The sequence below is a fragment of the Streptomyces sp. NBC_00005 genome (assembly GCF_045160215.1).
Classification (GTDB): Bacteria; Actinomycetota; Actinomycetes; order Streptomycetales; family Streptomycetaceae; genus Streptomyces.
In genome coordinates, this window is record NZ_CP108316.1 from 2181050 (window position 1) to 2196633 (window position 15584).

General features: G+C 71.3%; 13 protein-coding genes. 6 read left to right on the top strand and 7 right to left on the bottom strand.

All coding sequences use genetic code 11. The features are described 5' to 3' along the window. Positions 1-8: 8 nt before the first annotated feature. Positions 9-974: a GlxA family transcriptional regulator gene (locus OG303_RS10485; RefSeq protein WP_405867142.1), complete on the bottom strand. Its 966-nt coding sequence runs from the start codon at positions 972-974 to the stop codon at positions 9-11. 112 nt (positions 975-1086) lie between these two features. Here OG303_RS10485 and OG303_RS10490 point away from each other — a divergent pair, with 112 nt between their 5' ends. The 4 genes from OG303_RS10490 to OG303_RS10505 all read left to right on the top strand — a co-directional run bounded on the left by OG303_RS10490 (position 1087) and on the right by OG303_RS10505 (position 5782). Then, positions 1087-1956, top strand: coding sequence for an SCO6745 family protein (locus OG303_RS10490; protein ID WP_405867144.1), 870 nt, complete (start codon positions 1087-1089; stop codon positions 1954-1956). 418 nt (positions 1957-2374) lie between these two features. After that, a complete protein-coding gene (locus OG303_RS10495) occupies positions 2375-2506 on the top strand; it encodes an LPFR motif small protein (RefSeq protein ID WP_405867146.1) in 132 nt (43 codons plus the stop codon). Between the two features lie 100 nt (positions 2507-2606). Next, positions 2607-5084, top strand: coding sequence for a Tex family protein (locus OG303_RS10500; protein ID WP_405867148.1), 2478 nt, complete (start codon positions 2607-2609; stop codon positions 5082-5084). A 134-nt stretch (positions 5085-5218) separates the two neighbouring features. Beyond that, positions 5219-5782 (top strand): putative glycolipid-binding domain-containing protein, encoded by a 564-nt coding sequence (locus tag OG303_RS10505; RefSeq protein WP_405867149.1) that lies wholly within the window; start codon positions 5219-5221, stop codon positions 5780-5782. Positions 5783-5792: 10 nt separating this feature from the next. Here OG303_RS10505 and OG303_RS10510 read toward each other — a convergent pair whose 3' ends face one another. The 3 genes from OG303_RS10510 to OG303_RS10520 form a co-directional block, all read right to left on the bottom strand. Beyond that, positions 5793-6269: a DUF1003 domain-containing protein gene (locus OG303_RS10510; protein ID WP_405867151.1), complete on the bottom strand. Its 477-nt coding sequence runs from the start codon at positions 6267-6269 to the stop codon at positions 5793-5795. A 293-nt stretch (positions 6270-6562) separates the two neighbouring features. Beyond that, positions 6563-8203, bottom strand: a complete 1641-nt coding sequence (gene abc-f / locus OG303_RS10515; protein WP_405867153.1) for a ribosomal protection-like ABC-F family protein — start codon at positions 8201-8203, stop codon at positions 6563-6565. A 36-nt stretch (positions 8204-8239) separates the two neighbouring features. Beyond that, the gene (locus OG303_RS10520) at positions 8240-9262 is read right to left on the bottom strand and encodes an oxidoreductase (protein WP_405867155.1); all 1023 of its coding nucleotides are present in this window, start codon (positions 9260-9262) and stop codon (positions 8240-8242) included. Between the two features lie 66 nt (positions 9263-9328). Here OG303_RS10520 and OG303_RS10525 point away from each other — a divergent pair, with 66 nt between their 5' ends. Further along, complete coding sequence (locus OG303_RS10525; protein WP_405867157.1) at positions 9329-10282, top strand: FAD-dependent oxidoreductase; 954 nt, start codon at positions 9329-9331, stop codon at positions 10280-10282. Between the two features lie 25 nt (positions 10283-10307). Here the strand turns inward: OG303_RS10525 and OG303_RS10530 are convergent, their stop codons facing one another. Further along, positions 10308-12251, bottom strand: a complete 1944-nt coding sequence (locus OG303_RS10530) for a Xaa-Pro dipeptidyl-peptidase (protein WP_405867159.1) — start codon at positions 12249-12251, stop codon at positions 10308-10310. A gap of 229 nt (positions 12252-12480) precedes the next feature. On the opposite strand from OG303_RS10530, the gene OG303_RS10535 reads away from it, so the two are divergent. Continuing rightward, the gene (locus tag OG303_RS10535; RefSeq protein WP_405867161.1) at positions 12481-13968 is read left to right on the top strand and encodes a M1 family metallopeptidase; all 1488 of its coding nucleotides are present in this window, start codon (positions 12481-12483) and stop codon (positions 13966-13968) included. A gap of 109 nt (positions 13969-14077) precedes the next feature. Here the strand turns inward: OG303_RS10535 and OG303_RS10540 are convergent, their stop codons facing one another. Both OG303_RS10540 and OG303_RS10545 read right to left on the bottom strand, forming a co-directional pair. Continuing rightward, complete coding sequence (locus tag OG303_RS10540) at positions 14078-14992, bottom strand: PfkB family carbohydrate kinase (protein ID WP_405867163.1); 915 nt, start codon at positions 14990-14992, stop codon at positions 14078-14080. Then, a complete protein-coding gene (locus tag OG303_RS10545) occupies positions 14989-15477 on the bottom strand; it encodes a macro domain-containing protein (RefSeq protein WP_405867165.1) in 489 nt (162 codons plus the stop codon). Before OG303_RS10545 ends, OG303_RS10540 begins: the two co-directional genes overlap by 4 nt. Between the last annotated feature and the right edge of the window lie 107 nt (positions 15478-15584).

Consider the following 15584-nt stretch of genomic DNA (forward strand, 5'->3'; position numbering starts at 1 on the left):
AAGTCCTTTCAGTGGGTGGGTACGGAGCGGAACCGGCGGCGGTACTCGGCCGGAGCCGCTCCGAGGGTTCTGACGAAGGCGCGACGCATGGCCTCGGAGGTGCCGTAGCCGCTGGCGCGGGAGATCTCCTCGACGCCGTCGGCGGTGTCCTCCAGGAGGCGCCGGGCGTGTTCGAGGCGGACCCGGTCGACGTACCGTCCGGGCGTCATGCCGGTCTCGGCCCGGAACGCGCGGGCGAAGTGGCGCGGAGAGAGGCTCGCGCGGGCGGCGAGCGACTCCACGGTGAGGTCTCCGGCGGGGTGCTCGGTGATCCACTGCTGGACCTCCCGCAGCGGTTCGCGCTGGGCGGTCTGCGCGGCGAGCTGGGCGCTGAACTGGGCCTGGTTTCCGGGCCGGCGCAGGAAGACGACCAGGTGGCGGGCGATGGACAGCGCCGCCTCGCGGCCCAGGTCCTCCTCGACCAGGGCGAGCGCGAGGTCGATGCCCGAGGTGACGCCGGCCGAGGTGGCGACGTGTCCGTCGCGGACGTAGATGGGGTCGGGGTCGACCTCGACGGCCGGGTGGTCGCGGGCGAGTTTGTCGCAGTACGCCCAGTGGGTCGTGACGCGGCGGCCGTCGAGCAGGCCCGCCTCGGCGAGCAGGATCGCCCCGGTGCAGACGGAGACGAGGCGCTGCGCGCGGGGGCCGTGGTCGCGCAGCCAGTCCGTCAGGCCGGGGTCGCGCCGCGGACGCCGGGTGCCCTGGCCGCCCGGGACGAGCAGGGTGTGCGGGTCGGACGCCTCGGCGAGGGACGTGTCCGGTACGAGGGTCAGGCCGCTGGAGGTGCGTACCGGGGCGCCGTCCAGGGTGGCCGTACGGATGCGGTACGTGCCGGGGGTGTGGAGCTCGGCGCCCGCGAAGACCTCGACGGGGCCGGTGACGTCGAGGCTTTGGACGTCGTCGAAGAGGAGCACCAGGACCGTTCGTTGCGCCATGCGACCGATTCTTCGCGGGTGCGGGCATGGCCGCAATGACGAGGAGCCCACCTTTCCTGCCATCGCGACGCACCACTGGAGTCCGTACCGACCAGTCGGTAATGTGCCGGGCATGACTACTGCCGCCCTTGAGCCGCGCGCCGGCCGCCGCTGCCACAACGGGCTCAACTCCCTGCACGCGACGTACTACTTCTCACCCGACGTGGGCAGGGAACTGGGCGCTCTCGGTATCACGCGCCCGAGGGCCGTCAACTTCGCCGTGCGGGCGGCCGCCCTGGGGCCGGTCGGGCCGGGCACGGTGACGGCGACGTTCTACAACTACAAGTACGAGCTCGTGGCCCGGTACGTGCCCGCCGTGTGGGAGACCGCCACGCCCGCGCAGATCCTGGGCGCACGCGCGCGTGCCGTCGATGCGACTTTGCGTCGGCTGCTCGGCGAGGAAGCCGTGGCGTCGCCGGAGATGGCGGAGGCGGCACGGCTGGCACTGCGGGCCGCCGACGCCTGTTCGCGCCCCGCCCGGCCGCTGTACTCCGCCTACGCCGACCTGCCGGTTCCCGAGCAGCCGCATCTGGCGTACTTCCACGCGGCCACACTGCTGCGCGAGCACCGCGGCGACGGACATCTCGCCGTCCTGATGTCCGCGGGTCTTGACGGCCTGGAGGCCATGGTGACCCACACCGCGACCGGCAAGGGCATGACGCCGAAGTGGGTGTTCGGCACGCGCGGATGGAGCCAGGAGGACTGGGACGCGGCGTCCGGGCGGTTGCGCGAGCGCGGGCTGCTGGACGGGGAGGGCGAGCTGACGGAGCGGGGCGTCGCGCTCCGCGCGGAGATCGAGACGGAGACCGACCGACTGGACCGCGCCCCGTACGAGCACCTGGGCACGGAGGGCGTGGCACGGCTGACGGAGCTGGCAACGGAGTTCGCACGGGCCGCACTCGTCGCGGGGGCTTTTCCGGCGGATCTGATCGGCAAGGGTTGACGGTTGCGGGCAACCGGCTTCTCTCCCGGCCGCTGGGCGGCTACGGCGGCGGGGGGCTGGATGAGGCGGCGAGTGGACGGAGCACCGCGACGCGCGCGGGCGGAGCCGACGGCAGGTCTCGCGCGAGGCGCACTCGTCGCGCGGACTTCCCGGCAGATCTCACCGGCAAGCACTGACGAAAGCGGGGCACCCCGCCCTCTCCCAGCCACCGGGCAGCTACGGCAGCGCAGGCCGCTGGACGGGGCGAGCGAGTGGACGGAGCACGGCGACGCGCCATCGACGGAGCCGGCAGCAGCCCTCGCGCGGGCGCACTCGTCGCGCGGACTTTCCCGGCTGATCTCACCGGCGAGGGCTGACGGCTGCGGGGTACCCGGGCCCCTCCCGGTTCACCTCGGCCGAGTGAGGACAAGGGAGTTGTGTGTTCCGTGCGGTCGCGGGCATCCTGCGACAGGTCGGTGGTGCGAACGGCGCCGTCGTCGCTCTGCCCTTCCGGGCCCCGGCCCGGCTGTTCGGTGGGGTCTCGGCCTCCACGCGGCGCCGCAGGGCCTGATGGCGCCGCGCCGCCCCGCCGGGTGCTGCCCTGATCCCCGACTGTCGGTGCCACCTGCCACAATTGCCGCGCAACCCCAGTGAGAAGGCGGTACGGGATCGTGACGACAGCCGGGTCCAGCGCAGCAGTGTCCATCGAAGGCAGGATCGCCGAGGAACTCGGCGTACGGGAGCGGCAGGTCAAGTCTGCCGTCGAGCTGCTCGACGGCGGTTCGACGGTGCCCTTCATCGCTCGCTACCGCAAGGAAGCGACCGAGATGCTCGACGACGCGCAGCTGCGCACGATCGAGGAGCGGCTGCGCTATCTGCGGGAGCTGGAGGAGCGGCGGACCGCGATCCTCGACTCGGTGCGCGAGCAGGGCAAGCTCACCGAGGAGCTGGAGGCGCAGATCCGCGCGGCCGAGACCAAGGCGCGGCTCGAGGACATCTACCTGCCGTACAAGCCCAAGCGGCGCACAAAGGCGCAGATCGCGCGCGAGGCCGGCCTCGAACCGCTGGCCGACGGACTGCTCGGCGACCCGACGGTCGAACCGCTCGCGGCCGCCGCCGCGTTCGTCGACGCCGACAAGGGCGTCGCCGATCCGCAGGCCGCCCTCGACGGCGCCCGCGCGATCCTGACCGAGCGGTTCTCGGAGGACGCCGACCTGATCGGCGAGCTGCGCGAGCGCATGTGGGTGCGCGGACGCCTCGCCGCCAAGGTGCGGGACGGCAAGGAGGAGGCGGGCGCCAAGTTCGCCGACTACTTCGACTTCGCCGAGCCGTTCACCGAGCTGCCCTCGCACCGCATCCTCGCGATGCTGCGCGGCGAGAAGGAGGAGGTCCTCGACCTCGTCCTGGAGCCGGAGGAGGCCACGGACGGCCCTTCGTCGTACGAGGGCATCGTGGCCGGGAGGTTCCAGATCGCCGACCGCGGGCGTCCGGGCGACAAGTGGCTGAAGGACACGGTCCGTTGGGCCTGGCGCACCCGCATCCTGGTGCACCTCGGCATCGACCTGCGGCTGCGGCTGCGTACGGCTGCCGAGGACGAGGCCGTCCAGGTGTTCGCGGCCAACCTGCGCGACCTGCTCCTCGCCGCCCCGGCCGGCACGCGCGCGACGCTGGGGCTGGACCCCGGGTTCCGTACGGGCGTGAAGGTCGCCGTCATCGACGCCACCGGCAAGGTGGTGGCCACGGACGTCATCTACCCGCACGTCCCGGCGAACAAGTGGGACGAGGCGATCGCCAAGCTGGCCCGCCTCGCGAAGGAGCACGCGGTCGACCTGGTCGCGATCGGCAACGGCACGGCGTCCCGCGAGACCGACAAGCTGGCCGGCGAACTCATCACCAAGCACCCGGAGTTGAACCTCACCAAGGTGATGGTGTCCGAGGCCGGCGCGTCCGTGTACTCGGCGTCCGCGTTCGCCTCGCAGGAGCTGCCCGACATGGACGTGTCGCTGCGCGGCGCCGTCTCCATCGCGCGCCGGCTGCAGGACCCGCTCGCCGAGCTGGTGAAGATCGACCCCAAGTCGATCGGTGTCGGCCAGTACCAGCACGACCTGTCCGAGGTGAAGCTGTCGCGCTCGCTGGACACGGTGGTGGAGGACTGTGTGAACGGCGTGGGTGTGGACGTCAACACCGCGTCGGCCCCGCTGCTGTCCCGCGTCTCCGGCATCACCTCCGGGCTGGCCGAGAACATCGTGGCGCACCGCGACGCCAACGGCCCCTTCAAGTCGCGTACGCAGCTCAAGGGCGTGGCGCGGCTCGGCCCGAAGGCGTACGAGCAGTGCGCGGGCTTCCTGCGGATCCGTGGCGGCGACGACCCGCTGGACGCGTCGAGCGTGCACCCGGAGGCATATCCGGTCGTCCGGCGCATGGTGAAGACGTCCGGGCAGGAGGTGGCGTCGCTCATCGGCAACACGGGTGTGCTGCGTTCGCTGAAGCCGGGTGAGTTCGTGGACGAGACGTTCGGTCTGCCGACCGTCTCGGACATCCTCAAGGAGCTGGAGAAGCCCGGGCGCGACCCGCGGCCCGCGTTCAAGACGGCCACCTTCAAGGAGGGCGTCGAGAAGATCTCCGACCTGTCGTCCGGGATGGTCCTGGAGGGCGTGGTCACCAATGTGGCGGCCTTCGGTGCCTTCGTCGACGTCGGTGTCCACCAGGACGGCCTGGTGCACGTCTCCGCGATGTCGAAGACGTTCGTCAAGGACCCGCGGGACGTTGTGAAGCCCGGGGACATCGTCAAGGTGAAGGTCCTCGACATCGACATCCCGCGCAAGCGGATCTCGCTGACGCTGCGGCTGGACGACGAGGCGGCCGAGCAGGGCGAGCAGGGCGGGGGCGGCGACCGTCGTCAGCGCGGCGGGCGGCCGCCTCAGCAGCGGCAGCAGCCGCGCCAGGGCGGTGGCCGGGGCGGCCAAGGTGGCGGCCGCGGCGCCCAGGGCGGCGGTCGTGGTGGCCAGGGCGGCGGTCGTGGTGGCCAGGGCGGCGGTCGTGGTGGCCAGGGTGGCGGGTCGCGTCAGGCGGCGCCGCCGGCCAACAGTGAGATGGCCGATGCTCTGCGCCGGGCCGGGTTGGTGGATCCGAAGAACGGGCGGCGCTGACGGATCCGCCCGGGGGGCCGCGGGGATCTGCGGCTGGTTGTGGCTCGTCGCGCCCACGCGGCTGAGCCGCATGTCGGAACAGCCCCGCGCCCCTGAAGAGCGCGTCCTCCCGCGTCCGGTTTTACAGTGACGGTATGACCGCTTCGCGCGCCATCACCTGGGAGGTTCTCGAGAGCCGGGGGTTCGAGACCGCCTGGGTGCGGCTCGGGGAAGGCGGGTTGCGCGCCCATGGCCGGGCCGTCGGTACCGTTCCCGAGCCGTACTGGATCTCGTACGAGCTGGAGACGGCCGAAGGCTTCGTGACCCGGCGGCTCACGGTCACGGCGGAGACCGAGAGCAGTACGCGCACTCTCGATCTACGACGCGACGACGCTGGCCGGTGGACCGCGGACGGTGAGCCGCTGCCCGCGGTCGACGGTGCGCTCGACTGCGATCTCGGCCTGTGCCCGCTCACCAACACCATGCCGGTGCTGCGGCACGGGCTCCATCTGGCGCCCGGCGAGCGGGAGTTCCTCATGGCGTGGGTGTCGGTGCCGGGGCTGGTCGTGCGGCCGTCGCAGCAGGTCTACACGCACCTCGGGCGGACGGACGGCGGCGGGCACGTCCGGTACGCCTCCGGTGACTACCGCAGTGACCTGGAGTTCGACGCGGACGGGTTGGTCGTCGACTATCCGGGGCTGGCCCGGCGGCTGCCCTGAGCGGACACGCTCAACGGCCCTCGGCGGAGCCGGCCGTGCCGTTCATCCGGGCGCGGTTCTCCGTGAGGAGTTCCTGCACCCGCCGCTCGACCTCGACGGGGTCGACGCCGAGGGCCTGGCCCATGTGGACCGACCACACCTCCGAGCGCACGTTGGTCTCGAAGTCCAGGTCGGCGCGTACGTTCTCGCGGGCGGCCTGACGGTTCTGGCTCACCATGACGAAGGTGGACAGGAAGATGGCCTCCAGGCTGACGATCATGGTGAGCAGTCCGAAGGGGTACGGATCCCAGACGGCGCCGTGGCCGAACACCCCCTCGTTGCACACGATCCACACCGTGAACCACAGGACATGCAGGTAGACGAAGAGCATGGTCCCCGAGAAGGCGGTGATCGCGTCGGCGACCCGGTCCTGGGTACCCCGCATCCGCGCGACGATCTCCTGCTCGCGCCGCATCCGCGGACCCGGCCGGTTCGCCGAAGTACCCATGAAGTCTCCCTGACCGGTGGCCTACGAGGAATCGCCGCCAGCGTACGGGGCGGATGGAGACGGGCGAGGCGGCGGGTCGAGCCCGCTAGGGCCTGTCTGACAATTCCCGTCGTCGCCCGGAGGGCGGCCTCGCGGCGTCAGGTGCGTGCTCTCGGCGTGCCGGGCGTAGACCCTCGTACTGGACGTACTTGGGTCTGCGCCCGGTGCGGCGAGTGGGGGCACCTCCCACGCCCTTAAGGCAGTGGGGGAGCGTGCATGGCGTCGCGCGGCAGACGGGAATTGTCAGACAGGCCCTAGCGCTCGGTCACCTTACCGTCAGCCACTTCCAGGCGGCGGGTCACGCGGACCGCGTCCAGCATGCGGCGGTCGTGGGTGACCAGGAGGAGGGTGCCCTCGTAGGCGTCGAGGGCGGACTCCAGTTGCTCGATCGCCGGCAGGTCGAGGTGGTTGGTCGGCTCGTCGAGTACCAGGAGATTGACTCCCCGGCCCTGGAGTAGGGCCAGGGCGGCCCGGGTGCGTTCGCCCGGGGACAGGGTCGCCGCGGGGCGCAGGACGTGTTCTGCCTTCAGGCCGAACTTGGCCAGCAGGGTGCGGACTTCGGCCGGCTCGGTGTCCGGGACCGCGGCGGAGAAGGCGTCGAGCAGGGCCTCCGTGCCGTGGAACAGCTTGCGGGCCTGGTCGACCTCTCCGACCAGGACGCCGGAGCCGAGGGTGGCGTGACCGGCGTCCAGGGGGATCCGGCCGAGCAGGGCGCCGAGCAGGGTCGACTTACCGGCGCCGTTCGCTCCGGTCACCGCCACCCGGTCCGCCCAGTCGATCTGCAGGGAGACCGGGCCGAAGGTGAAGTCGCCGCGCCGTACCTCGGCGTCCCGGAGGGTGGCCACGACGGCGCCCGAACGCGGGGCCGACGCGATCTCCATGCGCAGCTCCCACTCCTTGCGGGGCTCCTCGACCACGTCGAGCCGCTCGATCATGCGCTGGGTCTGGCGGGCCTTCGCGGCCTGCTTCTCGCTGGCCTCGCTGCGGAACTTGCGGCCGATCTTGTCGTTGTCGTTGCTCGCCTTGCGGCGCGCGTTCTTGACGCCCTTGTCCATCCAGGAGCGCTGCATCTGGGCCCGGTCCTGGAGGGCGGCGCGCTTGTCGGCGTACTCCTCGTAGTCCTCGCGGGCGTGCCGTCGGCTCACGTCCCGCTCCTCCAGGTAGGCCTCGTAGCCGCCGCCGTAGAGGGTGATCTGCTGCTGGGCCAGGTCGAGTTCGAGGACCTTCGTCACCGTGCGGGTGAGGAACTCGCGGTCGTGGCTGACGACGACGGTGCCCGCGCGGAGGCCCTTCACGAACCGTTCCAGGCGCTCCAGGCCGTCCAGATCCAGGTCATTGGTCGGCTCGTCGAGCAGGAAGACGTCGTAGCGGGACAGGAGGAGGGAGGCGAGGCCGGCCCGTGCCGCCTGGCCGCCGGACAGGGACGTCATCGGCTGGTCCAGGTCCACCGCCAGACCGAGCGAGTCGGCAACCTCCTCAGCCCGCTCGTCCAGGTCGGCGCCGCCCAGGTCGAGCCAGCGCTCCAGGCTCGTCGCGTACGCGTCGTCGGCGCCGGGTGCGCCGTCGACCAGGGCCTGCGTGGCCTCGTCCATCACACGCTGGGCCTCGGCGACGCCGGTGCGGCGGGCCAGGAACTCGCGGACGGTCTCGCCGGGCCGCCGCTCCGGCTCCTGCGGCAGGTGGCCGACGGTCGCGGACGGCGGGGAGAGCCTGAGCTCCCCCTGCTCCGGTGCGAGGAGGCCCGCGAGCATCCTGAGCAGGGTGGACTTGCCCGCGCCGTTGGCACCGACCAGACCGATCACGTCGCCCGGCGCGACGACGAGGTCGAGCCCGGCGAACAGGGAGCGGTCGCCGTGCCCGGCGGCGAGGTTCTTGGCGACGAGAGTGGCAGTCATCAGGTCGTCGATCCTAGCCGCCGTGTGCCACCGCCTTCAGCGCGCCATCGCCTCCACCAGCACACTCCCGGCCGTCCGCGCCACCACGAAGGACTCCCCCTTCACCGCCTTGGCGTCCAGGGCGATGCGGTGGCGGCCCGATTCGAGTACGCCGTCGAAGACCTCGTGGGCGTGGGTGCGGTAGAGGCGGTCCAGACGGTACGCGGTGAGGCGCACCCGGCAGGGCGAGGTGACCTCGACGCCCGCCTCGCCGTCGGCCGCCACCAGCCGGGTCAGACGGCGCTGCTCCACCGGGCTGCGGTCCAGGGCGTGTTCGATCTGGGCGACGAGGAGGGGAACGATCGGGGCCAGGCCCTCGACGTAGGCGACGTCGACGCCGGCCTGCTCGAAGGAACGGCGTACGGCGGCACGTTCCTGCTGGGTGATCGCACGGCCGAAGGCGACGGCACCATAGGCGCGCAGTTCGTCGGCGGGGACGCCCTGTGCATCGTGGGCGATGTCGGCGCCGATGCCGATGATGCGCAGGGCGGCGGCGAGCTTGGCGAGCAGGGCGACGCGGGCGCCGATCAGCAGGACGCGGCGCCGCTTGCTCGTGGAGCCGCCGTTGAGCAGCCTGCCCAGCGCCTCGCGGTACTCGGCGCCGTGGAAACGGAACGGCCCGATGCCGTGGTAGCCGTTGAGCTCCAGGTCGGCGTGTTCCTCGGTCTGCCAGGCGAAGTCCCGCCAGATGTAGTCCTCGCCGTCCCGCTCGATGATCGCGGTGACCGCCCCGCAGGCCAGGTCGGCGCACTCGGGACAGCCGTAGATGATGGAGCGGCCGTCCGGAAGCGGTGGCTCCGCCTCCAGGAGAAGGCCCCGGACCTGCTCGGTGAAGATCGCGGGTGGGACATCGGAGGCGAGTGGGGAGACGGCGTCGAGGTCGGAGAGCTGGAACAGCAGCGGGCGTCCTTCGACGATGAAGTCCACGAAGTCCCGGTGAACCTGGTAGTCACCGTTGGCAAGGACTCCACCGGCACGCATCGCCGGTGCCAGGCCGAAGGTCGCGTACTCGGCAGACATGCTGTGAGTATCCCCAGAGTGGGAGCACTCTGAGCACGGCATGACACATTCCGCTAACGTCCCCGCGTGGAGAGCGCACGGAACAACGATGTCATCGTGGTCGGCGGCGGAGTCATCGGACTGACCACGGCCGTCGTCCTCGCCGAGCGGGGCGTACGGGTGAGGGTGTGGACGCGGGATCCCGTCGAGCGGACCACCTCGGCGGTTGCGGGGGCGCTGTGGTGGCCGTACCGGATCGAGCCGGTCGCGCGGGCGCGGGCTTGGGCGCTGCAATCGCTGGACATGTACGAGGAGTTGGCGGCGCGCCCCGAGGCGACCGGCGTACGCATGGCCGAAGGGGTACTGGGCGAGGCGGACCTGGACGGTGCCGAGGAGTGGGCGGCCGCCCGGCTGCCGGGGCTGCGGGCGTCGACGGTCGAGGAGTACGCCGGGGCCGGGCTGTGGGCGCGGCTGCCACTCATCGACATGTCGACTCATCTGCCGTGGCTGCGGGAGCGGTTGCTGAAGGCGGGCGGGGCGATCGAGCAGCGGACGGTCGGCGGCTTCGCGGAGGTGGACGCGTCGGTCGTCGTCAACTGCACGGGGCTGGGGGCGCGTGAGCTCGTCCCGGACACGTCCGTGCGGCCGGTGCGCGGGCAGTTGGTCGTCGTCGAGAACCCCGGCATCCGCACCTGGCTCACCTCCGCCGACGCCGACGGCGAGATGGCGTACTTCTTCCCGCAGCCCGGAAGGCTGCTGCTGGGCGGCACGGCCGACGAGGACGCCTGGTCGCTGGAGCCGGATCCGGAGGTGGCCGAGGCGATCGTGAGGCGGTGTGCGGCGCTGCGGCCGGAGATCGCCGGGGCGCGGGTGCTGGAGCACCGGGTGGGGCTGCGGCCGGCTCGGGATGCGGTCCGGCTGGAGCGTGAAGTCCTGCCCGACGGGCGGGTGTTGGTGCACAACTACGGTCACGGCGGGGCGGGCGTGACCGTGGCCTGGGGATGTGCGGAGGAGGCGGCCGGGCTGGCCGCCTCCTCCTGAACCGACGGGTTTTCTGCCGGGTTTTCTACGGCACGCGGTGGGCCGTTCGCGGTGCCGTCACGCCCTTGAGCGTCCTCGCCGCGGGAGTGGCGGACGCCGTACCCGACGTCGCGTGGGCGAACGCCGCCGCGCCTCCGACGAGCGGGACGCGAGCCTGCGTGCGGGACAGGTCCACGGTGAGCGTCGGCTTGTCGGCCGGCGGGTCGATGAGGTCCTTGTCGGTGCCCGCGACGATCAGCGCGAGGCGGTGGCCGGCCGGGACGACGTGGTCGGTGGCCGCGAGGTCCAGGGTGATGGTGTAGGCCTTGCCCGGGGTGAGCGGGACGCCCTTGCGGTCGGAGGCGTAGTTGCCGAGGTCGGCCCAACCGCGGCTGAACACCGTGTAGTCGACGTTCACCTTCTTGGCCTCGGTGGCCTTGAAGCAGGCGCTGTCGCCCGCCGAGCTCGCGCCCCAGCAGGTGCGGTCGGTGAGGGTGGTGATGCCCTCGGCGGCGTCGGCGTAGTCGCGGATGGTGTCGGGGCCGAGGTCCACGAGGACGGCGGAGAGGTGGGCCGTCGGGGTGGTCGGGGTCGCGGTGACGGTGACCTTGGAGGAGCCGGACAGGCGCAGGTCGTGGCTGAGCGGCTTGGTGACGAACCCGGCCTTGTCGGGTGTCGATGTGTCGATCTTCGCGGCCCAGTCGGTCTCGCTCAGCTGCGGGTTGTCGGTGAAGGTCTCGGTGCCGTCGCCCTTGGTGAGACCGAGGGTGCCGACGCCGGACCGGTTGCCCTGGTCGGGGCGCAGGGTCGTGGCCTGTGTACCGCTCGGGGGCCAGACCTTGGAGGTGACCCACTGGTCGGGGTGGCGCTCGATGTCGGCCATGGGCTCGCGGTCGATGCCGTTGTCGTAGCCGAGGAGTTCGTGGTCGAACCAGCGGTGCAGGGTGTCGACCCAGGCGCCGCGGCGGAAGTCGAAGGGGTCGACGTGGCCGGTCTGGGAGAGCCAGATCTTGCGCTCGACGCCGTTCTTGGCAAGGGCGTCCCACCACTGGCCGAAGTGCTTGGTGCGGACGTTGAGGTCCTGCATGCCGTGGGTGAGGAAGACGCTCGCCCTCACCTTGCTCGCGTCCTTGACGTAGTCGCGCTCGGTCCAGAACGACGTCCAGTCGCCGGTGCGCGGGGCGCCGTCGACGATCTTCTGCTGGACGGCGGCGCACTTGGCCTGGGCGTCGGGGCTGTCGACGTAGTTCGACAGCCAGTCGGGTCCGGAGTCGTAGAGCGGGGCGCCCTTGGCGAAGTAGTAGTCGTACCAGGAGGAGATGCCGCTGATCGGGACGATGGTCTTCAGGCCCTTGACGCCGGTCGCGGCGACGCCGTTGGCGATCGTGGCGTCCCAGCTCTTGCCGATCATGCCTGTCCTGCCGTTGGTCCAACTCGCCTTCGCCCGGGCGCTCCCCGTGCGGGTGGTGTACGCCTTGGCCCGGCCGTTGAGCCAGTCGACCACGGCCTTCGCGGACTGGATGTCCGAGCGGCCGCCGACGTCGACGCAGCCGTCGGAGCGGTTGGTTCCGGCGAGGTCGACGCCGACGAAGGCGTAGCCGCGGGGCACGAAGTAGTTGTCGTAGAACAGCGGCATCTGGACGACGTCGCCGTTCGCGTCGTACGTCTTCAGCTGGCTCTCGTTGCCGCGGCCGCAGCAGGAGTAGTACGGGCTGGCGTCCATGATGACGGGTATCTTGCGGCCCTGCTGGGCGGGTTCGCGGGGGCGGACGATGTCGACGGCGACGCGGTCGGTCTTTCCGTCGCCGTCTCCGTCGAGTCCGGTGTCCACCCATACGGCCTCGCGGACGGCGTTCGCGTACGAGTAGACGGGTTGGCTCTCGCGTGGGGCGCCGTGGGCTGCCGCCGGGGTGAGGAAGGCAGCCATGAGCGCGGCGACGGCCACCGTCGCGAGCGATCTCCAGGTCGTGAAGCGCATGCGTATCGGCATGCGCGGGACGGTACATCGGTCAACTCCCGTGCAGAAGAGGGCAGTAGGGAGCGAGAAGGGACGTCCGTGGTCGTGCGGGAGGCCGGTGGCCGGTCAAGGCCCGTGACACGGGGTCGCTCATGACGGCCGAATGGCGATCGTGTGACAGGCGGTGCCATGGACATGCCCGGGGTCACAGGGACTCAATAGGCTCCGAACAGACTTCGGGCCCCTACGACTTGGAGCTTTCGTGCACCGCAGAATCATCGCGCCGGGCGCACTCGCTGCGGCGTCCCTGATGCTGGCGATCCCGGCGTCGGCCGCGAGCTGGTCCCCCGGCGCTCCGGGCATCGGCGACCCCTACTACCCGGCCTACGGCAACGGCGGATATGACGTCTCCCACTACGACCTCCGGCTGAAGTACCAGCCCAGCACAGATGAGTTGGAGGGTACGGCGACGATCCTGGCGAAGACCACGCAGGACCTGTCGAGCTTCGACCTGGACTTCCTGCTGGACGTCGGCGAGGTCCGGGTCAACGGCGCCAAGGCCTCCTTCGCCAAATCGGGCCAGCACGAACTGGTGGTCACGCCGAAGACGCCGCTGGCCAAGGGCACACCGATCACCGTGGTCGTCCGCTACAGCGGGGTGCCGTCCACGAAGAGCGCGTACGGCTTCAACACCTGGCACCGCACGCCGGACGGGGCCATCGCGGCGGACGAGCCCGAGGCCGCCTGGTGGTGGTACCCGAGCAACGACCACCCGCTCGACAAGGCGACCTACGACGTGTCGGTGGCCGTGCCGGACGGCACGCAGGTCATCTCCAACGGCACGCTGCAGTCCACGAGTTCGCAGCGGGGCTGGACGCGCTACAACTGGCGCGAGAACAAGCCGCAGGCGACCTACCTCACCACGCTGGCCGTCGGGAAGTTCGACATCACGACCAGCACGTCCGAGGGCGGGGTGCCGGTCGTCAACGCCTACAGCAAGGACCTCGGCGACAACGACGGGGCCGCGCGGGCGAGCGTGGAGCGCACCGGCGAGCTCGTCGACTGGCTGACCGGCTACTTCGGGCCGTATCCCTTCAGCTCGGCCGGCGGATACGTGCCCAACACGACCACCGGGTACGCACTGGAGACGCAGACCCGCGTCTACTACAGCCCCAAGCAGTTCGCGAACGGCTCCAACACCTCTGTCGTCGTGCACGAGTTGGCGCACCAGTGGTACGGCGACAGCGTGTCGCTGAAGGGCTGGAAGGACATCTGGATCAACGAGGGCTTCGCGCGGTACGCGCAGTGGCTGTGGTCCGAGCACGAAGGCGAGGGCACGACGCAGGAACTCGCGGACTACGTGTACGCCTCGCACCCGGCCGACGACGCGTTCTGGACGGTCAAGCCCGGTGACCCGGGGCCGGACAACCAGTTCGACATCGCCGTCTACGACCGGGGCGCGCTCGCCGTGCAGGCGCTGCGCAACGCCGTCGGGGACGACGCGTTCTTCGCCATCCTGAAGGGCTGGCCGCAGGAGCACGCGTATGGCAACGCCTCCGTCGCCGACTTCCAGGCGTACGCGGAGCAGGTGTCGGGGAAGTCGTTGTCGGCGCTGTTCGATGCGTGGTTGTTCCAGCCGGTGAAGCCGGCGGCGTCCGCGGCCGGGGCCGCGTCCATCGTCAGGTCGGCGGCGGTTCCTGAGCAGCCGAAGTCGTGGAAGAAGATCGCGGCGACCAACGGCGTGCACTGAGGAACTGCCGGGTTCGGTGGTGTGGGGGCTGCGGGGTTGGTTGTGGCTGACCGCGCCCCACGCGGCGGGGCCGCAGATCAATGCGGCTCCGCGACCCCGACGGGGGCGCTTACGTCGCCGCCTCCAAATCCGCCACCCTGGACAGGAGTTCCTCTCCGCGTATCGCCTGTGCCTCCGTGGACGGCACCGTGCACGCGTACGCACCTGCGACGGCGCCGTACTGGGCGCAGCGTCGCGGCGGCTCTCCGTTCAGCCGGCCGTAGAGGAAGGCCGCCGCGAACGCGTCGCCCGCGCCGTTGGAGTCCACCACCGGTGCGGGCGGTGCGACGGCCGGTACGTGGGTCAGCTCGCCGTCGGCCAGCAGGTACGCGCCCTTGGCGCCGGCCGTGGCGACGACCAGCTCGGCCCGGCCCCGCTCGACGATGCGGCGCATCGCGCGCTCGGGGTCGGGCAGGGCCGCCGTGGACACGAAGACGATGTCCGCCGCGAAAGCGAAAGCCTCCTGGTACGGGTTCTCCCCGTCCCAGTTGTGCAGGTCGGTGGAGAGAGTGACGCCGGCCTCGCGCAGTACGGGCAGGGTGAGCGCGCACGGCTGGGTGATAGAGACGTGGGCGTGGCGGCTCGTCGTGGCCAGTGCGCGGACCAGGGGCTCCGGGAACCGGTCCTCGGCGCGAGTGCGGCTCGTGTCGTAGAGGGACAGGCGTCTGCCATCGGGGCCGACCAGGTTGACCGCGCGCTTGGTGCCGGCGGGCTGGGGTACGGCGGTGAGCGCGATGCCCTTGTCGCGGTGCAGCGCGCGGACGAGGTCGCCCTCCGGGTCGTCGCCGAGCATGTCGAGGTGGTGGACGCGCAGGCCGAGCGCGCTGAGGCCCAGGGCCACGAAGTCGCCGGTCTGTCCGGCACGGGGCCGGATCCCGGACTCGATCATGTAGCTGTCGGCGTACGGCAGCGGCAGTTCCGGCACGTACACGATGGTGTCCACGCCCGCGCCGCCCAGCACGAGCACGTCGGTGTCACGGCTCAACTCAGGCCCTCCCCATGGTCGTAGACCGTGACCTGGACGCCCCGCCGCACCAGCCGCTCGGTGATCAGCGGTTCGACGCGGGACCACTTGCCGCCGGCCAACCCGCAGCCTATCCGGGGCATGTGGACGGAGGCGTCCAGCTCCAGGGCCTTGTCGGCGAGCCTGCCGAGGGCCGTGTCGATCGCCTCGTAGCGCACCGGCACGCCCTTGCTGCCCGTCCGTGTTCCGCGCTGGCCGACCAGGTTGGCCACCCACACATACGGCTCGACCTGGATGAACTGGGCGGCGCCCAGCCCGAAGTCGTTCCCCGCCCGGCCCCGGTGCCAGGCGCGGTACGCGGCCTCCGGCTCGGGCCAGCGGCGCGATATGGCCAGGACGAAGCCCTTTCCCCAGCCCCCGATGTCGTTGCAGACATGGGCGATCACCTTGACGCCCTTCACCGACGGAACGGTGGCGTCACCGCGGACGTAGTTGATCTCCGACATGACGCCACCGTAGACGCCGCCACTGACAACGGCCCCTGGTCGTCGCGCGGGCTACTTCGCGAGGTCGGTCAGCTCGGGGTGGGCGGCGGCCTGTGCCGTGCGTACGG